The 21,121-nt window shown below is 43.2% G+C and carries 21 protein-coding genes; 8 read left to right on the forward strand and 13 right to left on the reverse strand.

Going from position 1 to position 21,121, the window contains the following annotated elements:
• Positions 1-52 precede the first annotated feature (52 nt).
• Positions 53-958, reverse strand: coding sequence for a prohibitin family protein (locus EHO59_RS05705; RefSeq protein WP_135585604.1), 906 nt, complete (start codon positions 956-958; stop codon positions 53-55).
• A gap of 134 nt (positions 959-1,092) precedes the next feature.
• On the opposite strand from EHO59_RS05705, the gene EHO59_RS05710 reads away from it, so the two are divergent.
• Together EHO59_RS05710 and EHO59_RS05715 are read left to right on the forward strand one after the other, a co-directional pair.
• Positions 1,093-1,437, forward strand: a complete 345-nt coding sequence (locus EHO59_RS05710) for a hypothetical protein (protein WP_167882078.1) — start codon at positions 1,093-1,095, stop codon at positions 1,435-1,437.
• 51 nt (positions 1,438-1,488) lie between these two features.
• Positions 1,489-2,142 (forward strand): DedA family protein, encoded by a 654-nt coding sequence (locus EHO59_RS05715; protein WP_135585606.1) that lies wholly within the window; start codon positions 1,489-1,491, stop codon positions 2,140-2,142.
• A gap of 10 nt (positions 2,143-2,152) precedes the next feature.
• Here EHO59_RS05715 and EHO59_RS05720 read toward each other — a convergent pair whose 3' ends face one another.
• Entirely contained in the window at positions 2,153-3,049 is an 897-nt protein-coding gene (locus EHO59_RS05720) for a hypothetical protein (protein WP_135585608.1), read from the reverse strand.
• Positions 3,050-3,253: 204 nt separating this feature from the next.
• Positions 3,254-4,072: a hypothetical protein gene (locus tag EHO59_RS05725; protein WP_135585610.1), complete on the reverse strand. Its 819-nt coding sequence runs from the start codon at positions 4,070-4,072 to the stop codon at positions 3,254-3,256.
• A gap of 423 nt (positions 4,073-4,495) precedes the next feature.
• On the opposite strand from EHO59_RS05725, the gene EHO59_RS05730 reads away from it, so the two are divergent.
• Positions 4,496-5,701, forward strand: coding sequence for a hypothetical protein (locus tag EHO59_RS05730; RefSeq protein ID WP_135585612.1), 1,206 nt, complete (start codon positions 4,496-4,498; stop codon positions 5,699-5,701).
• An 86-nt stretch (positions 5,702-5,787) separates the two neighbouring features.
• Here the strand turns inward: EHO59_RS05730 and EHO59_RS05735 are convergent, their stop codons facing one another.
• From EHO59_RS05735 to EHO59_RS05745, 3 genes are all read right to left on the reverse strand, one after another.
• Positions 5,788-6,654, reverse strand: coding sequence for an alpha/beta hydrolase (locus EHO59_RS05735; RefSeq protein WP_135585614.1), 867 nt, complete (start codon positions 6,652-6,654; stop codon positions 5,788-5,790).
• Between the two features lie 118 nt (positions 6,655-6,772).
• On the reverse strand, positions 6,773-7,861 hold the full coding sequence (locus tag EHO59_RS05740) for a PA0069 family radical SAM protein (protein ID WP_135585616.1): 1,089 nt from the start codon (positions 7,859-7,861) through the stop codon (positions 6,773-6,775).
• Between the two features lie 106 nt (positions 7,862-7,967).
• Positions 7,968-8,594, reverse strand: a complete 627-nt coding sequence (locus EHO59_RS05745; RefSeq protein WP_135585618.1) for a glutathione S-transferase family protein — start codon at positions 8,592-8,594, stop codon at positions 7,968-7,970.
• Positions 8,595-9,041: 447 nt separating this feature from the next.
• Here EHO59_RS05745 and EHO59_RS05750 point away from each other — a divergent pair, with 447 nt between their 5' ends.
• The gene (locus EHO59_RS05750; RefSeq protein ID WP_246052665.1) at positions 9,042-10,055 is read left to right on the forward strand and encodes a PAS domain S-box protein; all 1,014 of its coding nucleotides are present in this window, start codon (positions 9,042-9,044) and stop codon (positions 10,053-10,055) included.
• Positions 10,056-10,138: 83 nt separating this feature from the next.
• Here EHO59_RS05750 and EHO59_RS05755 read toward each other — a convergent pair whose 3' ends face one another.
• Together EHO59_RS05755 and EHO59_RS05760 are read right to left on the reverse strand one after the other, a co-directional pair.
• Positions 10,139-10,582 carry an LA_3150 family lipoprotein gene (locus tag EHO59_RS05755; RefSeq protein ID WP_135585622.1) on the reverse strand — a complete coding sequence of 148 codons (444 nt, stop codon included), beginning with the start codon at positions 10,580-10,582 and terminating at the stop codon, positions 10,139-10,141.
• Between the two features lie 17 nt (positions 10,583-10,599).
• The gene (locus EHO59_RS05760) at positions 10,600-12,375 is read right to left on the reverse strand and encodes a porin family protein (RefSeq protein WP_135585624.1); all 1,776 of its coding nucleotides are present in this window, start codon (positions 12,373-12,375) and stop codon (positions 10,600-10,602) included.
• 643 nt (positions 12,376-13,018) lie between these two features.
• On the opposite strand from EHO59_RS05760, the gene EHO59_RS05765 reads away from it, so the two are divergent.
• Positions 13,019-14,686, forward strand: coding sequence for a helix-turn-helix domain-containing protein (locus EHO59_RS05765; RefSeq protein ID WP_135585626.1), 1,668 nt, complete (start codon positions 13,019-13,021; stop codon positions 14,684-14,686).
• A gap of 13 nt (positions 14,687-14,699) precedes the next feature.
• On the opposite strand, the gene msrA is transcribed toward EHO59_RS05765, so the two are convergent.
• A complete protein-coding gene (msrA, locus tag EHO59_RS05770; RefSeq protein WP_135585628.1) occupies positions 14,700-15,329 on the reverse strand; it encodes a peptide-methionine (S)-S-oxide reductase MsrA in 630 nt (209 codons plus the stop codon).
• A gap of 203 nt (positions 15,330-15,532) precedes the next feature.
• Between msrA and EHO59_RS05775 the strand changes: the two genes are divergently transcribed.
• Positions 15,533-17,761: a carbonic anhydrase gene (locus EHO59_RS05775; protein ID WP_135585630.1), complete on the forward strand. Its 2,229-nt coding sequence runs from the start codon at positions 15,533-15,535 to the stop codon at positions 17,759-17,761.
• Positions 17,762-17,766: 5 nt separating this feature from the next.
• On the opposite strand, the gene EHO59_RS05780 is transcribed toward EHO59_RS05775, so the two are convergent.
• Complete coding sequence (locus EHO59_RS05780) at positions 17,767-18,177, reverse strand: GreA/GreB family elongation factor (protein WP_135585633.1); 411 nt, start codon at positions 18,175-18,177, stop codon at positions 17,767-17,769.
• A gap of 181 nt (positions 18,178-18,358) precedes the next feature.
• Here EHO59_RS05780 and EHO59_RS05785 point away from each other — a divergent pair, with 181 nt between their 5' ends.
• Positions 18,359-18,934, forward strand: a complete 576-nt coding sequence (locus EHO59_RS05785; protein WP_135585635.1) for a hypothetical protein — start codon at positions 18,359-18,361, stop codon at positions 18,932-18,934.
• 294 nt (positions 18,935-19,228) lie between these two features.
• Positions 19,229-19,759 carry an SET domain-containing protein gene (locus EHO59_RS05790; RefSeq protein ID WP_135585637.1) on the forward strand — a complete coding sequence of 177 codons (531 nt, stop codon included), beginning with the start codon at positions 19,229-19,231 and terminating at the stop codon, positions 19,757-19,759.
• Positions 19,760-19,790: 31 nt separating this feature from the next.
• On the opposite strand, the gene EHO59_RS05795 is transcribed toward EHO59_RS05790, so the two are convergent.
• Genes EHO59_RS05795 through EHO59_RS05805 form a run of 3 tightly spaced genes read right to left on the reverse strand, consistent with a single transcriptional unit; the run spans position 19,791 to position 21,114 of the window.
• Complete coding sequence (locus EHO59_RS05795; protein ID WP_135585639.1) at positions 19,791-20,381, reverse strand: DUF2179 domain-containing protein; 591 nt, start codon at positions 20,379-20,381, stop codon at positions 19,791-19,793.
• Positions 20,382-20,422: 41 nt separating this feature from the next.
• Positions 20,423-20,743 (reverse strand): LIC_10461 domain-containing protein, encoded by a 321-nt coding sequence (locus EHO59_RS05800; RefSeq protein WP_135585641.1) that lies wholly within the window; start codon positions 20,741-20,743, stop codon positions 20,423-20,425.
• A complete protein-coding gene (locus EHO59_RS05805) occupies positions 20,731-21,114 on the reverse strand; it encodes a Bor/Iss family lipoprotein (RefSeq protein WP_135586512.1) in 384 nt (127 codons plus the stop codon). The genes EHO59_RS05800 and EHO59_RS05805 overlap by 13 nt, the downstream gene beginning before the upstream one ends.
• Positions 21,115-21,121: the final 7 nt, after the last annotated feature.

The raw sequence follows: 21,121 nt of genomic DNA on the forward strand, positions 1-21,121 counted from the left end.
AGAGTTAGGAAATTTCCTCCCGCTGGTTTAAACGGGAGGAAAGAAGAAGAAACTAAGGTTGTGGGCTCGCATCCACCGGAGCAGTAGGAATTCTTCCAGAGTCAGGCATATTGAAGATCATTGGTAATGCATCTTTGCCTGTAGGAACGAGTAATAGCTTGGTATTCGGATTTTCGAATGCCTTTAGCTGTAGATACTGCTTGGTTAACTGGGCCGCAATGAGTTTCTGCGCTTTTGCCTTTGCTTGAGCTTCGATCACGATTGCCTGAGCATTACCTTCCGCCTCGATTGCAGTGGATTTTGCTTTTGCTTCTGCATGGATCACTGTGATCTCAGCATCTTTCTTAGCGATATTGATCTCGAATTTCATCTGCTCTTGCTCTTGCTCTTTTGTGAGCTTTCCTTCAATCGCAGTTAGGATCGGACGACTATATTCGATATCGTCAATGATCACATCGTCGATTTCGATATGCTTTCCTCTAAGCTTATCACCTAGAGCCAGTCTGATATCGGAGGAAACTTTCGGAGTTTCTTTGGAGATGCGGATCATGCTATAAGCGGATAACGCGTTACGCACCGAGGTTCTAAACTGAGGACGGACCACCTTTTCATAATAATCAGGACCGATCTCTATCTGAAGATTATAGATCTCACTTGGAACCGGTCTGAGAATGACTGCTGCAACCACATTGATGGTCAAATCGTCCCTTGTAAGAACGTCTACTTTCTCCTTATAAGAAGTCCATTGAGTAGGATACAGAATGATATCATTCCAAGGCGCATAGAAGTAGAGAGCGTTAGTCAGTAAATCTCTCTGCAAACCGCTGGTAAGAGGATGGTATCTGAGTCCCGCCTCTCCTGGACGGATATTTGTATAGCAGCCTGTGCCTGCAATCAGGCCTAGGACAAGGACTGCAAGTAAGCCGAATTTGTGGGAAAAGAAGTGAAACCTGTTCATAAAAATCTCCGGAGAGTCCTATCTTATTATTGGACCGGGTTATAGTTCGGAACGTTTCCCTTTGAAAGGGAATCGGAATGAACGGTAAGAAAAACGGTTGTACGAATCTATTCTTTTTCTCTTATTTGGTAACGATGGGCAAAGACATAGAAGACGATCCTAAGGATTTGCCTAAGATTAGAACCAGGTTTAAAGGGGTCGTAGGATCTATTCTCGTTCATAGAAGTGAAGAAAAATCCAGGATCCTCATCAAAGACATAAGACTGCTTGTTTCGGGACGTAAGGTGATCTTCGCCCAGGAATTTTATTATTCTACCAGATTCAGAAAGTTAAGGCTCAAACAAGGAGATCCGGTAGAGTTTGATGCTAGGATAAGACCCGACAAGAGAGGAGTTTCCTCCGAAAAAATCCGTTTAAATTACCCTACTAAGATTTATAAGCATGGAGGCGATCAAGTCGGCCTCTTTCCGGAGTCGTGAAGACGTTTGACTTCTTCGAAAGGCCCTCGAATCTGACTTCGAGGCAAGATTTTGGAAACCATCAAATTCGTTTTGGACTTTTTTCTGCATTTAGAGCAGCATCTGGATGCTTTGATCCTGGCTTACGGGACTTGGATCTATCTTATTCTATTTCTGATCATCTTTTGCGAAACCGGTTTGGTAGTAACTCCTATCCTTCCTGGGGATAGTCTTCTATTCGCTTTGGGAGCCTTTGCAGCAAGGGGAAGCCTGGATCTTGGAACTATTCTGATCCTACTCGTTATCGCAGCTATTCTGGGAGACACAGTAAATTACTCCATAGGGAATCTGGCAGGAGATAAGATCCTCTCTAAAGAAAAGATTCCTTTTCTGAATAAGCAGCACTTAGAAAAGGCTCACAGATTCTACGAGCAATACGGCGGAAAGACAATCATCATCGCCAGATTCATACCGATCATTCGTACCTTTGCTCCCTTTGTGGCCGGAATAGGAAAGATGACGTACGGTAAATTCATTCTTTATAATATTGTTGGCGGGGTTCTCTGGATCTTAGTATTCACTCTTGGAGGATACAAGTTCGGAAATCTTGAGTTCGTTCAAAGAAACTTCAAGATAGTGATCCTTGCTATTATCATTATCTCGGTAATGCCTGCGATCATAGAATTTATTAGAGAATCTAGAAAGGCAAAACGCTCTCAGAGTTAAAGATCATTATTTAAGAAGAAGGGCAATCCCGGATTTGTGAGATCTTCTTCACAAAGGGTTTGTCCTTGTATCTCTTAAAAGGAGGCGGCTCCATATCTCTCTTGCGGTCCGAGTCGCCACCACTTCCCGCAGGACTAATACCCACAGGCCCAAAATTAGAAGGCGGAAAGAAACAACGAGGAAACTCCTTCGCTTCTTCTAATTTCTTAGCCTTCTCCTTCGCTTTAAATACAGTATCCTTTACTCGAACAAATAATTCGGAAGAATTTTCAGACCAACGGATCCTGTATTCAGGAGTTTCATTCCATTCATTCAAAATGAATTCCGTATAAGAACTATCTAAAGAAGAAGACTGTCCGTTCGCATCTGCAAGTACTAAGACTGGCGATTGGATCTCTAAATTTGGATCCAAGTTGCCCAGGATCATTGCGGCAGTTCCTCCATCCGGAGAAGGTACGAAATGAAGAATCGTCTGTCCTTCTTTCAAGAATCCTTTCGGATCAAAAGAGTGAAATCCTTTCGGAGACCAGACCGCGGGAAATCGATTTGTACTTCCATACTCGTCGTTTGAACCTTGGATCCAGAAGAGTCGATTCGTCTCGGAATGAAAGTACACTGATCCAGGCAATGTCCAGGAATCTATTTCATAAGAATAGATGGGAGGATCACCTTCGGCTCTTTGAGGCTCGCTTAAATCATAGATCCTGAATTTAGTGCGATAATTTTTTTTGATCGTTGTGCCAGTGAGAGGATTCCACGAATCTTTTTCTTCATACAATACTTCGGTTTGAACTATATTCTTTCCGGATTCGGACCATCCTCTTTCGACTGCAAGGCTTGCGGGTCTCCAGCGGATCTGAGAACAAGAAAATAAAAGCAATGGGAGAACTATACAAAGAAGTTTCATAATTTCTAATATACCGAGAGAGTATGACCTTTTTCGAGAGAAGAAACAATCCAAGATGCTCTTGGCACGAGTAGAGTTTCTTGCCTTTGTTAAGGATATGGGAAGGTTCTATTAAGAGGGCTTTGTTCGAGTTGGAAAGAAAAAAAAGGTTTATTTAGGTAGGAAAACGAAAGCGCGCCGAGGTTCGACGCGCTTTGAACCGGATTATCTCCAGCCTTCGTTTTTCAATTCACTGTGGTTTAAATACAGTCCCGCTGATCCAACGGAAGGAGCTCTTGTATGACCTTGGAACTGGGTATAGGTTACGTTCGAACCGAACGGCCAAACACCTTCGTACTGAGTCACTGACGATTGGCAAACATCCAGACCGCCTGCTTTATTATATGCGCAGGAAGAGTGGAATGCGACTGCGTAATCGTCTTCTCCAGGAAGAATCAAGGAAGCACCGGCCATACCTTTAGATCCCGGTACTTGGTACACTGTAATACCATTAGTGGTATTGTGATTGTATGCGCCGCGAGCAGTGCTAACGATCAAGGATTTATCCATAGCATTTCCTGCGAATCCGAACGTAACACCGTTCAGAGCAGAAGCAAGCTCGGATCCACCGGAAGCGGAAGCTAATGCCGTTACTTTCGTAAGGTTAAAGCCTTTGCTAGAAGTGGTTCCTCCTAAATTCGAGAGCCAATACTCAATTGCATAGCAACCCGCGCTATGACATACGATCTTGCAAGAGTTGGAACCTTTGCAGTACGTATTCAAGCCCGTAGTGACATTGGTCTGAGCACGAGCGCTACCATAAGTTCTTGGGTCAGAAGTTCCATCGTATCCGATGAAGATCTTTGCTCCGGAAACAGAATTCGGCGCAGTTCCCCAATAGTTATTCACGTCCGTAGTTCCCACTCCATTGTGGTTGCTGTCAGATTTTCCGTGAATGAAAACCGTGTAGGTTTGCGCGGAAAGCGAGCCAACAAACAACGATGCGAAAACACATCCCAATACCATACTCTTCCAATTTTTCATCTTCTCTATTCTCCGATCTTTTGGGAAGACCAAGTGACCAGGCCACTTGATTTTCCCGGTCTACAAGTATGGGTTAGCAGGGGTTTAGAGTCAAGTGATTGGAGTTTTTTTAACATAACGGATTAAATACAAAAATGTAAAAATGAAATTTATAATATAAGAGAAATATAATATATAACGATCGCTACAATAGCATACTCTGTTTGTTATAAGTTTTTTAAAACAACCGTTGGGAATAAAAATTACGGAGAAACTCGTTGAAATGGCAAACCATTGCACGGTGTACAAACGAATACGTTCTAGTCAAATTAGTCCGAAAGGGTTATGCTCCGGCGGAGAAGGGCATTCCTTAAAATAAGGGTTGAGTTGCCTTCCGTATATTCATATACAGGTGAGCCGAATAGGAATGAGAAACACAGCGGAATGAATCAAAAAAAAATTTTTATTTACCTGGGCCTTGCGATCGTATTCGCCCTTGTATTCTATCTATTAAGGGATGAAGCGGAAGAAAACGGTTGGTTTTTATCAGAAGAAGAGAAGAAGGCGAAAGCAGAATGGATGGCGAAAGGAGGTCCTCCGGGTGGTGGCTCTTCTGAATCAAGCGATCCGAATTACTTGGAAAAATTAGATGAGGCAATTCCTCCAGAGAAAGTTCTCAAAGATTATTTAGAATGGGCTGAATATCCACCGAACTCACGTCCTCTTACAAAATACAATGCAGATCTATTGGATCCTTATTTCATTCCTCTCGTGGCTATTCCTATGGTGGATCATCCTCAAGACAAGAAAGGGAATGGTTACTCTTGCAAATTGCAGCCTTTGCAATGGGCCGCGATCGGGATCAAGGATCCGATCCATATTACTCTAGAATGTTTTAGTGCTACGTATGAGAAAGTTCCAGTAGATGTTCGTAATGTAAAGCTTTGGAAGGAATTCGATGGAGTGAAGTATGCGGCCCTTCCTCCGTATGGGAACGATCACGGAATAGACGGAGATGTTCGGGCAAAGGACAATGTATTTACATTCGAATGGAGACCCAGTTACAAAGACTGGGGAGATATGTTTTTAGAGATAGAATTCGTTTATGCTAAAGAGAAGAAGCAGGGAAAACTACTGACTTCTTTCTTTGCTTCTCCGAATCAGCCTGCTGAATGGAGCGGATACTTCTTGGATAATGTAAAGGAAGGCTCTCTAAACGTAAAGGTTGGTCTGAATATCTTCAAGGCAGGAACATATCATTTAGAAGGAAACCTGGTAAATGCTGCGAATGGAGAGCCGATCGCTTGGGCATCTTTTGATGGAAAACTGGGAGCGGGCCGCCAAGAAGTAGATTTTCTATTTTATGGAAAGCTAATACGAGAGAGCGACTACGAAGGACCGTATGCTCTCACTCAATTGAGAGGTCATAGAGTGAATCTGGCTGTAGACCCAGATTGGTTCGGCCAGGGAGATGATGGAATGAAAAAGATCCTAGCAGCAAAGACCACCGAGCCAGATAAAGAACTGATCGCTCCCTATAAGGAGAATTTTAAAACCAAAGAATATAGTTTAAATAATTTCTCTTTGAAGGCTTGGGAAGCTCCGGAAAAGGATCAAAAGGTCAGGCAATTGCAGGATATGGTGAAGTAGGATTAGTATTCTGGATTTCTAAAAACAAAAGCCCGGTTTTCTTTACCGGGCTTTTTCTATTTTAAGAGTTAGAGAAAGATTCGTTCTTAGTGAGTCTGCAACCAGTTCACTAGATCTCCCAAAACTTTGGCCTTATCTGCAGGAAGTTCATTCATGGTTTCATGATAAAGTCCCTCGTAGACATGTTTGGTTTTGTCGGCAACTGGAATGATCTCGAATGCCTCGTCCGTTCCGACAGAAAGTGCAATTGCATCTTCTTTTCCGTGAAACATATAGACTGGGATTTGGATCTTCGCCGCTTTTTCGAGTGCTTTTTCCTTAGAAGTTAACAGGAAGTCTCCCAAGTAAGCGCCGACGGAACCATGGACCAAAGGATCTTTTTTATAAGCCTTTACTACTTCTTTGTCCCGAGAGAGAGCATTTACATCCAATCCTGTCGGAACTGTTAAGGTAGGGAATGCGCCTGCTAATAGACTTCCCGCTCCCTTCTTGATATTCATGATGAGATCCGTTTTAACCGCAATCGGCAAGCCGCTTAGCACTAAACGATCCAGATTTGCTTGGTAAGATGGTTCTCCAGCATAGAAGAGAGAGATGAGTGCTCCCATGGAATGACCAAGTAGAGTTACTTTCTTAACATTTTCCTTTTGTTTGGCGATGCCTATTAACTTGTCCAGGTCGGCAAGGAATTGGTTAAAATGAGTGACAACCCCTCGACTGCCTCCCGATTTTCCGTGGCCTCTTGCATCTATTAGGTAAATATTATATTCTTTTCCGGAAAGAGCTTCTACTAGATTATCATATCTCTTTCCGTGCTCTCCAATCCCATGATGCACGACTAAAGTTTTAGGATTGGATGCGTTCTTGGCTCGATACGCCCTGTAATAAATAGATACGTCTCCGGCTCCTACAAAGGTTCCGTCTTCGAGATGATAGTTTTGTTCCCAAGTCATTCGGTAAGAATCCGAGAAATCTAAAAATTGGGGAAGGAAATTTCTTTTTTAATTCGATTCTTTCTCTCTCTATTTTGAACGAGCGTGATACATCTGTGTAACGCAAATTCAATACGCTTTAAGGCTCTGAAAATAAACCGGGCAAAAAGTCCTCTTGGTCTTTCTTCTTTTTTACGTATTGGTAAGGAACTGAGAATAGATCCGTTCTGAGCTGACTCCTTCGATTCAATCCGAACCTTTGCACAGAAAGAGAAAATCTTTTTTGAAGTAGCTCTGCATAGTCCCCCTTTCCCTTCATTCTCTCTCCCCATTTCGCATCGTATAGCTTGCCTCCTCTTGCTTCTGAGATGACTCGGAGAACCTTTTCCTTCTTTAAAGGGTAATGACGAGAAAGCCAATCCTCGAAAAGAGGAGCCACTTCTAATGGTAATCTTAGGAATACCATGCCGGCAGATTCTGCTCCTAGATTGGCTGCAGTCTCCAGGACACTCTCCATCTCGGAATCATTGATGAATGGAATCACAGGAGCGAATAATACTCCTGTAGGAACTCCTACATCTGTGAGTGATTTTATGGTTTCCATTCTCTTGCCCGGAGCAGGTGCTCTGGGTTCTAGTTTGGACCAGAGTTCCTTGTCCAAGGTAGTGATAGAGAAGAGCACCTTGATCAGTCCTAGTTTTCCGAGTTTGGAAAGTAGATCCAAATCCCTTTGGATAAGAGAAGACTTGGTGATGATCGCTGCGGGTTGTTTGAACTCGAGAAGCACTTCGAGTATGCTGCGAGTGTTCTTATAAATTCTTTCTCCAGGTTGATACGGATCCGTTGCGGTTCCTATTGTGATCGGACTTACTGATTCTTTTTTCTTTCGTAATTCTTCGATCAGAAGTTCTGCTGGATTCTTTTTTACAAAGATCTTGGTCTCGAAATCTAATCCAGGGGAGAGATCCACATAAGAGTGATTCGGTCTAGCGAAGCAATAGATGCAGCCATGTTCGCAACCTCTATACGGATTGATGCTCGCTTCGAACGGAATATCAGGAGATTTGTTCCTGGTGAGAATACTTTTAGAATCTTCCCAATAGAAATGGGTAGAGGGAGAAGGATCCTCGTTTGGATCTAGATTGCGATCCTCCCACCAAGCTTCTCTCTGGATCGGATCGAATCTGCTAGGTGGAAGTTTCTCAGTGCCACGTTTCTTTGAGCTCATAAAGAAATGAGATCAAATACTAAACATTAGTAAAGCAAAAATATATTTAGATAAACGGAGACATTCGCTTGGGCCGAATTTCTTGCTCGGCCCTAGATATAGATCCTTATCCGACCTCTGCTTTGGCTCCTTCTCCCCAGAACTGATAAGATACGAGTCCTGAGATGGTGTTCACATACTCTAAGGCTTTGGGGCTTAGTTCTACTCCGTAGGTGAGAAAGCGTGAAACCACAGGAGTATAGAATGCATCTGCGATTCCGAATTTCTTTCCGAATAAGAAAGGGCCGCCATGAGATTCTAAGCAATGGGTCCAAATGGCTTGGACTCTCGTAATGTCTTTCAGTGCGTCGGCTGGGATTTCTTTGTTGAACCTTCCACAATAGTTCATGCCTAGATGAGTTCTCATTGCGGAGAAGCCGGAATGCATTTCTGCAACGATCGATCTCGCCTGAGCTCGCGCGGCCGTATCCTTAGGCCAAAGTTCTTTTTCCGGAAACTTCTCCGCCAAATATTCAGATATGCTTAAGGAGTCCCAAATCTGCAGTCCGCTGTCGTTTAACACCGGGACCTTGCCGGACGGCGAATATTTGTCTATGGAGGCAGAGTATTCAGGTGTGTAAAGCTTCATCGGAATCTCTTGGAAAGAGATCCCGGATTGTTTCAAAAGTATCCAAGGTCGGAAGGACCAGGAGGAGATGTTCTTATTTCCGATTACAAGTGTTAGCTCGCTCATAACTTAAAATTTTTACGAAGGTCGTTGTAGGGCAAGAAACTAATCCTTTATATTTAGTTTCTTGGAAGAAGTTCCCTACGAAATGTCAGCTCTTACGCATCACGCATCTCGTTAAATTACAATAGGACTTACTGTGAGACCGTACATCTAGTTGGAAGTAAATTGTGTCTTTTGTATTTGAAGAAGTATGTCAAGGCTGTGAGTTACTTATGTTCGATCTTACTAAGTCTCTCTTCTTCTCTCATTTTATAATTCCTTATGGGCTGTGGGATTTTTTAGAAAATGTAAGTCTTAGTAAGCTATAAGATCGATCCTCGTCTCCGAAAGTTTTGGTTCCTTCCAACTTCATTCGGTTTTACGAAATAGGATCGAGACTTAAGATTCGAAAGAGTCGGATGGATGCTAGGTTTGGAAAACGTTAAAGAAATAATCCAAAGGCAAGACAGTATGCCTGATATTTTGTTCATTTGCAATTCGGAAGGGCGCATCCTTCACGTAAACGAAAATGGCAGAGAGATACTTGGAATAGCATCCGGAGACTCTGCAAAGGCCATGAGCGTTTCCGATTTCTTATCAGAGACGGATCGCAAATATCTCGAAACAGTAATCATTCCCAACGTAACTAAGTCAGGAGAGTTTGAAGGAAGAGCACTTCGCTTGAAGAAGAGAGACAGCGGTTTCCTTTCGACCAAGCAACATGTTTATCTAATGCCTGACTCCAAGGAAAATCCTTCCTTTCTCTTTGTATTTAAAGAAGAGACCGAGTCTGAATCGGAAAAGAAAGACGCACTCTATAAAGCTTTTCAACAATCTCAAAATGGAATGTTCTTAACAGACAGATCCGGAGTAATCCTCGCAGTAAACAAACAATTCGAGGCGATTTCCGGTTTGAAAGAGAATGAACTTATCGGTAAGACTCCCAAGGCTTTTCAGTCAGGAAGCTCCGCCAAACTTTTTTACGATGAGTTCTGGGAGAATGTTCTACAAGGATCCGTTGCAGTCGGGAATTCGAAGAACGGTTTTGTAAAAGTTTCCGATTGGAAGCAGAACGTTTTTCCGATCCGTGATAAGAACGGAGAAGTCTCTAGCTTCTTAAGCACGATCTCCGCGAATACAGAACCTTCTTCAGAATCGAGAAACAATTCATTTGCAGGCGATGCGAATAGATTGCCTTCGGATGCTTTTAAGAAACAGGAAGGAATGGATCGCGAAGCCTTGATCGGAACTTTAAGAGAGAAGACAAAGCTTACTAAAAAGGAAACAGAGATCTGCGCAGGTATTGCTTCCGGTAAGGATAAGAGCAAGATCAGCGAGGATCTTGGAATCCATCCTGGCACAATGAAGAACCACTTGAAGTCCATCTATAGAAAGACTATCGATCTAGAAAAAGAGATCCCTGGTCCTGAAAGAGACAAACTACAAAGACTCACCATCTATCTATTTCGCCTCTTAGGAGAATGATCTCTTAAGATCTTCTCTCCTTTTCTGAGGCAAAAAAATGCGGGGTCTCCCCCGCATGAGTAACTCTGTAAAAAAGATTTGGCTTATATCCCGGAGGCTTGGATTCCTTTGTAAGAACAAGCTCCGACATCGGTGTTACAGTAATAGAGTCTGTACTCGAAATTATCATTCGAATCCTTTTCCAAGATCCCCGATCCCGGAAATCCCAAAGAAGAACAGGTACTTTTGGATGACTTCTCACTTTCCATAGGAGGAGCAACATGAAGGAATCCTAAAGTTGCGTTATAGAATGTGGTTCCTGATATACTTGTTCCACTGAAGACGTTCTTGAAACTATCGTAACAAGTTCCTTGGTAAGAGATCCCATCGTTAGTTTTCATGTTCACTACGGAAACGGTTCCGTCGTTTACAGGTGTTGCAAGCACGGAAGCGAATAGTCCTCCGCTGTCTACTTCATTGGATTTCGCACAAGATACTGCGAAGATCGCGATACTTAAAAAAATCGTTATAGATCTGATCTGTTTCATGTTCTTTCCCTTACGCATTACTCGGCTCTATAGCGGCCTTCGGCAGCTGAGTAATATTTTTCTCTGGTGGTAACTCCTGTTTGGAAGCTGAATTGTGCCTGGACGATGATTACCTGGTTGTCCAAAGGTTTAGCAGCTCCCGTAAAAGGATCCTGTCCTAACATAGTGTGAAAATTATTGTAGAAGACCTGGATCTTCATTAAGTGTTTATCTAAGTAAATGTTCACACCTGCCCAGTAAGACTTGAAGGTATCCTGAGGATCGATCTTACCGTTTCTATTATAATCTCCTTGCAGATAGTCATAACGAAGTACCGGCATAATGTAATATCTCGAGAGTATCGGAACATTATATCCGACTGTTACATGATATCCTGAAGTATTATTGGAGGCCGGCCCACTCATCTTAGTGAATGCTCCATTTATATAGAATCCATTCGAAGTGAATGTAGTGTCGTAAGTATGAGCTACTAGTCCAAACTTAGGAGTTCCCGGAGTCGTGGAATTGTTCTGAACTAAGTTTGTAGCAGAAGATCCTGGATAGGAGAAAGGAATTCCATACAGAGCGGAGGTTCCTCCATCAGGAGTACTTTGTGGAGTAACCATCGCGATGTTCGGCATTCCACGAGGATAAGCATCTACGCTATTGTTCAGAGTAGAGTTATTGATCGTAGCGAAATTCTCAGTCTGCCATCCTGCCGCACCGATGGACCATTTGGTTTCTCTTTGAAAGATTTCTTCTCCCTCATGCCAACCGACTTCTTTGCCCACTTGGTTGACTAAGCCACCGAGAGGGTTGAATGTGACTCTCCATACATAAGTAGGAGAAGTGAGAACGTTAGTGGCGTTACCATTTCTAGTATTATAAAGATCTGTTTTTCTTCCAGTTCCGTAGTCTCCACCTGCACCGCGTCCATTTCCAACGTAACCGTTAACAGCCATAAATTGGGTGTATTTGGAACCTAAGAGTTCTTTTAAAGGATGTACTGTAAGCATCACCCCCATATCAAACTGAGGAAGCGCCGCAGTGATCATGGAACGTTCTACGTTGACTAAGTTTTGAGAAGAGCCTATGTATTCTCTGTTGAATGGAACGTTGATCTGTCCGAAAGTAACACGAGTATTTGCAAATTTGGACTGCAACCAACCGACTGCTTCTTGGACTGCTCCTCTATTGTTAGAAAGAGTACTCGGAGTGGTTACTGCCGGGACAGTTGTTGTACAAGCAGCGTTCGTACAAACATTCGTAGTTTTTGCGGGAGAAAGTTCAGGACGCGCAACCAGGTTCTCCAATCGCATGTTTATAACACCTCCCCACCAGTCTGCACCTTCATACATTGCTCCCAATCGGAGTCGACGAACGTTCCAGTCTATTGCTTGGAAATCGCTATTGCCATTACTAAAGTTCGTGTCTTGGGATCCTGAAACCCCTCTGAATTGCAAGCGACCATAGATGGTAAGTTTTTCTTTTTGAGGATCGGTAGGTCTGTGAGCCGATTGATTTGGAACATCTGTAAATTCATAACCCTTTAAGAAGTTATGATCTTGGGTAAGCCCGCTTTCATGCTTATCGCCTGGAGCTGCTGCTTTCTCTTTTGTGTCGGTAGCGGCCGGTTTATCTTTTTTGCCGTTTCCGTTATCGTTTTCATCATCTTTTAACTTAACTCGATTCGGTCCTGGAGCCGCAAAGACTTGGCCGGATGTTAGATCCATATAAAGATCCTGAGCGAAAACGTTCTCTGTTGTAGAAGCGAATGCTACGAAAAGCATAACGCGTCCGATCCACTTTTTCATTCTTTTTTCCTGGAATATGCTTACGCAAAGCTGTTTCTTTGCGTTCCCAGGAGTATTTCATTGGATTGTTACGATCTCTTTACGAGACGGTTACTATTATATATTATATTTTTATAATATTATAAAAACGTTAAGTCACAATGAGCCGGTATATTTTGTAAAAATATACGAATGGAATTTTTGAGGTGAGAAATTTAAAAATCTTCGGTTTCGGGCAACCTTTTGTTGGGCATAGTCTCGAGAGGAGGGCTCTTGGTCGATGAAAATCATGGAAAGAGGCGAAAGTGGTCGAAAATAGTATTCCGAATTTTGAATATAGTAATGATTGTGTCGAGGTAGTTGAGAGAGTGTTGCCTAAGTATTTTTTCAAATATTCCAAGATTTAAATTTTGGAATCTTGTTTAGAAACTCTCTAAAGGGCAAAGATACTGTATCTGGAAAATTGAGACTCAGTATTTGTTGGAAATTTACATTTCATCTTCTTCGCTTATTGATTATAGATTCACTTAGAATCAATGATATGAGCCAAATATCAGTCCCATTCGAGCATTTTTGTTTGACCTTTTACCCGTTTAGTGGGAACAAATTTGCAAAGAAAGGTTTTGGGGTTTGATTGAAAATATATCTTTTTCTTAGAAAAAGGATGAAATGCGGCTTCTCGTTTCTGCCGACCAAGTGGGCAAGGGCTTTAGCGTTTGCATTCTTTCTGTCTGCTTATCCTATTCTTTCGGAGACTCCGATTTCTATCGGAGGAGCTAGTCCTTCTTTAAATATAAGCACCAATGCAGAATATCGTCATAGAGATCATAAGATCCGTCTTTGTTCAGAAGCGGCTCTGCAGGAGTTAAAGAGCCAGGAATGGCATTTAAACCCTATGGAAAATGTTCTTAGGGTGAGAAAAACCGCGAAAGGAGCCTGGCTGAGATCCACCTTAAACAACGATTCAGATCGGGATTTGACAAAGCGTTTGGTTTTCTTTTCAGTGAATGTTCCAAACGCGGAGCTTTGTTCTTATGATTCCAAGGGAGTCTTGGAGAAGATGGAGCTTTCGGATCATTCAGGACTGAGCCTAAACGGTTTTATTTCTCCTTATCCAAGCTTTGTGATTCGGATCCCGCCCCATACTACTAAGACATATTACATTCATTTGGATGCGTATGAGGAAATTACCTATATTAATTTTCCTCTTTATCTCATGGATGAGTCCGTGTTCGGATTGGTCTCCGTTTTGAGGAATTCGCTTATTATAGGTTGTATTCTGTCTTCTTCTTTTGGGGTCCTTCTTTCCTTTGCTTATTGGTATGGTCTTAGGAAGACTGCATTTCTGTCCTTTGCTGGAGTCATCCTTGTACAGCTTGCCGGTTTTTACTTACTGCACTCTAGGACTGTGCATTCTTTGATCGGCTGGGAAAACAAGCTAGGTTATTATTTCTATTACTTGTTTTTAACCACATCCTATCTATTCTTCTTTTCTCATTTGTATCATTTGGCGGGACTCTTTAATCTTAGGATCAAATCGATTTGGTTCTTTGTGTTAGGATGTTTCTTTGCTCTCTCATTTCTTCTGGTACCTCTTTTTAATCCTTGGGCTGAGGAAAGATTCTTTCTCTTACTCGGAGGAATGTCCGTTTTAGTTTTATATTTCTATTATGTGCATTCTTCCTTGTTCAAGAGCACGAATTCTTATGCGAGGGTGTATCTCGCGTCTTGGTGTGTTTTCTTAGGAGCCTTCTTCTTAAAGGCGACCTATCATTTCGATTATAATCCGTTCAATTGGATCGCGATCTTTCTCGCTCCTGCTTATCTTCCTGTTCATGCCGCGATCGTTACTGTCTGCTTGAACAAGATGATCCAAGTTAGAATCTGGGAAGCGCAAGAGGGGAATAAGACAATCGTACGTAAGAGCAAGGTTGCTTCCATAGATGTGGAAGGCGCGGTTTCCAGACTGAAGCATTTGTTAGAAGTAGATAAGGTTTATCTTCGCCACGAATTGAAAGAAGAACATTTGGCAAAAGATCTAGGGATCGGAAGCCATCAGGTTTCCGAGATCATTAAGACGGAATTTAAGAATACATTTCCAGGATTGATCAATCTATATAGAGTCGAAGAGGCTAAGAAGCTCTTACTGGATTTTCCTTCGATGACTACGAATGAGGTGAGATTGAGAGCGGGTTATAGTTCTAAGTCGGCTTTTCATCTGGAGTTTAAAAAAATCACCGGTCAAAACCCGAATGCATATAGAAAGGATTTGCTTTTAAGAAAAGATACTTCGTCCGTCGAAAAGAAGGACGAAGCCTTGGCTACTGACTAAGAGAAGTTCGATCTTATTTTTTGGGAACTCCCCAAACTCGGTTCACATATTCTTCTCTCCCAGAACCTTTTCTGTAGCTATGATAGTGTTCGGGATTCTTTTTATAATAGTCTTGGTGGTATTCTTCCGCAGGATAGAATTCGCTTGCGGGTAATATTTCGACTGCGATCGGAGCGGAGAATTTTCCGGAGGCTCCTATCTTGTCTTTGAATTCTTGGGCCAATTTTCTTTGGCTTTCATTCTTATAGTAGATTGCAGTTCTGTATTGGTTTCCTCTATCTGCGAATTGTCCGCCTGCGTCGGTGGGATCGATCTGTCTCCAGTATGTATCCAGTAAAACTGCATAATTTACTTTTTTAGGATCGTACGTGACTAACACGGATTCTCTATGTCCTGTTCTTCCGTAACCTACATCTTCATACGTTGGATTTTTTTCCTTTCCTCCCGTATAACCGGAAACTACAGAGATCACTCCTGGAAGTTTTTCAAACGGGCCTTCCATACACCAAAAGCATCCACCTGCGAATATGGCGGTCTCAGTGTTGTTTGCATCTTTTGCGAAGTGGGAATTCGAATAAGAAGATATTATAAAAATCAAAAGTGCGAAACGAATTCGTTTTAAAAAGGTCTTATTGTTAATCATTTTTTCTGTCCTTAACGTCTTCGATCTTCTTCGAAATAGACTTTGTAATTCTATAAAAAATCATGGTAACGAAAGAAGAATTCGATTCAATTGCTTATGAATATCTTCGATAAACGTTAGAAAAAGTTACGGTAGGATCCGTAACGATTTAGGAGGAATTTCTCTAGAGAACCAAAAAAAATTAAAACTGAATGAGTATTGAAATGAAAAAAATAAAAAATCTAGGCGAGAGAATTACTTACGATCTTCCTGCAAGTATCTCCGTCTTTTTGGTAGCGATACCCCTCTGCCTGGGAATTGCACACGCTTCCGGGGCTCCTCTGTTTTCTGGAATCATCGGCGGTTTTGTAGGAGGAATATTAGTAGGAACATTAAGCAAGTCTCCTCTAAGCGTTTCCGGACCAACCGCAAGTTTAACAGCCATCGTTCTCTCGGGGATCCGAAATCTAGGAAGTTTCGAGATCTTTCTCTTAGCATTATTGATCGCAGGTATGATCCAAATCATTCTAGGGATCTTGAAGGCAGGAGCCTTATCCGCTTATCTTCCTTCGGCTACGATATTGGGAATGTCGGTGGCGATCGGTCTTCTTCTCATCATCAAACAATTGCCCCACTTGATCGGTTACGATATAGAAGAGTTCGGTGTAGAAGAATTCGATTTAACAAAAGAGGATATCAATGAGACCTATCATGATCCTCATGAAGGAAGAGAAACGAACTCTTTCACGGTCTTATTGCATGCCATTCCGAATCTAAGAACGAATGTGCTATTGATCGGGATCTTCTCCTTAGTTTCTTTCTTTGTTTGGGATAGATATTTCGCGAAGAAGTTCCAGTTCTTACCTGCCTCTTTGATCGCGATCGCTGTCGGGATCTCGGCGAATTTATTCTTAGGGGATTTTCTTCCGGGAGGAGGCTTGAGCCAGGATCACTTGGTCACTCTTCCTATGTTCAAGAATCCTTCTGACTTCTTGGGTCAATTGGACTTTCCGAACTTCTATGCTTGGGATCATGCAGGCGTTTGGACTCTTGCCCTTACGATTGCACTCGCTTCTTCTTTGGAATCTCTTCTTTCCATAGAGGTTGTGGATAAATTGGACCAGGAAAATCGTAAGACCCCCATGTCCAGAGAACTTGTGGCCCAAGGATTCGGGAATATGGCCTGCGGGTTATTAGGAGGCATCCCGATCACGAGTGTCGTGGTCAGAGGTTCCGTTAACGCAGCATCCGGAGCTAGATCAAAGACATCCGCAGTATTACATGGAGCATGGATAGGAATCAGTGTATTACTTTTTCCTAAATTTATGAACACCATACCTTTGGCTTCTCTCGCTGCGATCTTAGTGGTGACTGGATTTAAACTCTCTAAGCCGATTATATTCAAGATGATGCTGCAAAAGGGGTATTCTCATTTTCTTCCCTTCTTAGTGACCGTGCTTACCACTATATTCACGAACGTACTTGTCGGCACATTCTGCGGGATCTTGGCTTCTTTGCTCTTTGTTTTGTATGAGGACCATAGAACTGCAGTGATCCGAGTGGAGAATCATGGAAAATTCAGAAGGATCATTCTGGGAGAAAATCTAGGCTTCTTTCATAAGGCAAAGATCCGAAGCGTTTTGGAAAGCCAACCTGGCGGGATTACATTAGAGATTGATGGTACTAGGACATTGCATCTGGATCTGGATATCAGAGAGCTGATCCACGAATTCAGAAATAGCGCAGAGCGAAAGGGGATCAAAGTCATTTTGGGAGGGATACCGAATATGGAGAACGATGTAGAATCATTGAAAAAGGAAATGAGCGAGTCCTATCAGAAACTTCTCTCTAATAATGAAACTTGGGTGAAGGAGATGACGGATGTGGATCCTGAATTCTTCGCTCGCCATGCAGAAGGGCAGACCCCTCAGGTATTGTTCATCGGGTGCAGCGATTCTAGGGTTCCAGTAAATGTGATTACTAAGACGAATCCTGGAGAGATCTTTGTGACTCGGAATATAGCCAATGTGGTTTCCGTGGATGATATGTCCCTCTTTAGCGTGGTCCAATATGCGATCGAAGTATTGAATGTGAAGCATATCGTAGTCTGCGGACATACCGGTTGTGGGGGAGTGAGGGCCGCATTAAAGGGTCAGGCATCCGGTCTTATCGACAATTGGATCACTCATATCAAAGACGTGTATCTAAAACACAGAGAAGAATTGGATTCTCTTCCGGAAGATAAACGAGAAGAGAGGATGATCCGGCTAAACGTCGCAGAGCAAGTGGTGAATCTTTACAAAACCGGAATGATCCAGAATGCATTGGCCAAGTACGGATTTCCGGAGATCCACGGTTGGGTCTATGATATTCGGACAGGACAGATCAGCGAGGTGGAGTACAAGGAGATGTTAGCCAAAGAGCTAGGCGGCTTGTACGGATATTCTAGATAAGTAGTTTAGATAGCAGCGGGCTGGTATAGGAGTTCTTGGACTCTTAAATACTTCTCGCTGCCATTGATATGCCAGCGAACCACTTCTCCCACTCTTGCTCCGAGCACTGCAGAACCGTGATGAGACAAAATGGAAAGCTTTCCTTGGGAAGTAACTGCGCTGTCTTTGCAATCTTCCGGATAAACCAGAGTGAACTGAAATGCTTCCGCATTTCCGAGGTCTTTTAGCACGAACTTAGAGTTCATAGTGATCAGATCTTGGGGAACTTGGGCTGGATCCAGCTTCTTTGCCTTGGAAAGGGTTCTTCGGATGGTTTCTAAGAGGCTGGGTTGGACGGCTTCGGATATCTCGGGGCCTTGCAGAGCGGAAAGAATTCTTTGATGATCGTTCTTAGAAAGAAAACGTTTTACACTCATAACATCATGCCCCCTTTGCATCACGCTCAAAAAGTAATTCCGTAACTTACATATACGCGAAATGTACTCAAGCGTTTTTCTGAATTATACATTTTACAAACTTTGCATGCGTTTATGAGACATAGATGAACGAAAATTATACTAAACGAAAGATTAGTTTGGTTCGATATCTCGAGTAGAGATGTATCTGACTCTGTTCCATCCTTCTCGAAGTAAGTCTTTCGCACTAGTAAAGTATCTATATCGCTTGGTCCGTAAAGGCATCCGGCCAGTACTCATCGTACCTAAAACGAGTGTGAGCATGGAAGATGGCCTCGCTCTAGGAAGAATGATCTCTAAGATCTCGACTGAAGAGACCCAAGTGCTACTTACCTTTGCGGAAAGCTTTCATCAGGCGGTACGTTTTTGCACTGAGTTGGGCTCGGGTAAGTTAGGATCCTCAGGAAGAGAGCTTCCTATCTTTATAGACATCACTCACTTGCAAGACTCAAGAGAGGACCGGGACCTGGGAGAGATGATCCAAGGCTTGGGAGAAAAATGGACAAGCTTCTTCCCCTTGACTTGTTTCCTAGAGATCGGTAGAGACAGCACTAGACTTGGAGAGGCAAGCGGTCGTACGAGCCTCTTCCAAATTTCCTCTCTAGTCTTGGAGAGAAAGGGGGGAATATGGAAGCGCCTGAAAGAAGAAAGGGCTCCTTCCCTGTCCGAAGACTGGACTGAGGACTTGATCTACGTACTCTTACCCGAGAAAGACTGAGCCTAGACTCTCTTGACTAGGACTTGTCTGAAAGCCGACCTTCTTCTTGGACCCGAAAGGGTTCTCAAAAAAAATTTAATGTGGAACTCGCCCGACTCATCCTTCGGTCCAAGTCGCTGAGATCGATCTTTAGGAAATTTTTTTCCTCCCTCTCATCAGAACATGTTTGGGCTCCCGATTCTTTTTTGGGGGCTGAGCTAGGGGGTATTTCATATTTTTAATTGAAGTTTTTTCGATCTCGGACTTGACTGATAAAAATTTTGCCCCTAATGGGGAAGAGCAGGTTGATCTTGCATGATCGAAAGACGCACGAACAAATTCGGGGAAAACGGGATCTTCGCCTCTCAACCAATCGCTAAGGGAACGCTTCTATTTAGCTACAGCGAGTGGATCGAGGATGAAGAGTTCGGCTGGAAGGTACTTTCCGTATCGGAAGCCGATGAACTTCCGGAAGAGGAGAAGGAAATCTTCATGAAATACGGCTATGATGTCGATTTCGGCCTCGTTACCGGACCTTCCGGACCTGAGTATGTTATCAATAGCTCCAATTTTATGAACCACTCCTGCGAGCCGAACATGTGGTATGATCAGTCGGACAATATCATCGCTAAGAGGGATATTGAAGTCGGAGAGGAGCTCACCATCGACTACGGAAATTTCGTAGTGAACTTCGACCAGACCTTCGAATGCGCTTGCGGGTCTTCCAACTGCCGCAAATTCATCCGCAAGGACGACTGGAAAGTTCTATTGCCTCAGTACAATTTGAACTTCCCAACCTTCATGCATAAAGAAATCAAAAAGATCCTGGTCAAAGTACCAGCTTAAGATCTTTGTTAGCCCGGGGTCTCCCGGGCGATTATTTCCGGATCTTGGATTGCCTTCTCCAAAGGATGCGGGCAAAACTTTCCCCTTCTCCGCTTTCACCCTTCCAGAGCTCAGGATCGCTGGTTTTACGCGCGTTCTCGATGGTATAGAAGGCTCCTGGTGCCGTCTTCTTCAGAATGGATAGAACGATAGGAATGTCCTTTCTTCTTAAAACGGAGAGGATGACCTTGACCGGTCCCCTCGCTCCTTGGGCTTCCAAACTTGTGGTTCGATATCCTGCCTGGACCAGGTTCTCCGAGATCTCCTCTCCTTTTTCAGGTACTATGATCCGAATGAGAGAATGGCCGATCGCCAGCTTCTCTTCGACCACCATTCCTAGAAAGGTGCCTGTGGCGAATCCTCCCGCATAGGCGATATAGCAGAGAGCATTGCTTAGATTTCTCATGATCTGGGTGATCACTATGAGCCAGAGAAGCACTTCAAAGAAACCAAGCAATGCTGCTATTATCTTCCTTTCTCTGGAGATTAGAATGATACGTAGAGTTCCTATACTCACGTCCGTCATTCTGGCAAGATAGATCCCTAAGGGTAAAAGTATATAGTCAAAGGCCCAGCTAGGCATGCTCCTATTCTGCAAGAGAAGCTTACTGCTTGGCCAGCAATTTATTTCTTACAATAGATCTCTACTGTTTTAGTGGTATAGAAGGGGCCGATGAAGAAATGGATGAGAAGGTCCGTGAACTTGCTGACCAGGATTACTTCTGGATGAGAAGAGTTGGAACAGACTACATCCGGAGTATGCGATACCGGATAGATCCCGAATACCATACTTCCTTGTTTGAATTTTTGGTCCGGAGAAGGAGCCTCGCTTGCGAGAGCGTACGGTGTTCCGTTTACCTTATGAACCACAGTGGTGGAATGGCAGCCCACTCCTAATCCGAGAATTAATAATAAGGGAAGAAGGATCCGAATCATCTGTAACATTCTATCTCCACTGTTTGCGGGGAATAAATACTGAGGGTGAGTTGCTCCCAAAAAGCATTCCAAAAAGAAGTGTACTGATGGACTGACTTGGGACCTTCGGGGCAGTACGTGGCGGTGTCCAAGACCAAATTTCCCGGATAGAGTCCGAAGAAGTAATAGGTCTGATGTACCTTATACACTTCTCCTCCTTGTTCCTGATGGGCTGCTCGAAGCTCCAGAGCCTTCTTACATTCCTTAGAGCTAGGATAGATCCTACATGCCTCAGGAGGAGCCTGAGGATAGCGGACCATCGCATGACGACAAGATTCACCCAATACAAATATGGAGAAGAAGAGTCCGAAGGCCAAAAAGAGTCTCGCTTTCTTTCTCATTCTTCCT

Origin of the sequence: Leptospira semungkisensis (assembly GCF_004770055.1) — a bacterium.
Lineage (GTDB): Bacteria > Spirochaetota > Leptospiria > Leptospirales > Leptospiraceae > Leptospira_B > Leptospira_B semungkisensis.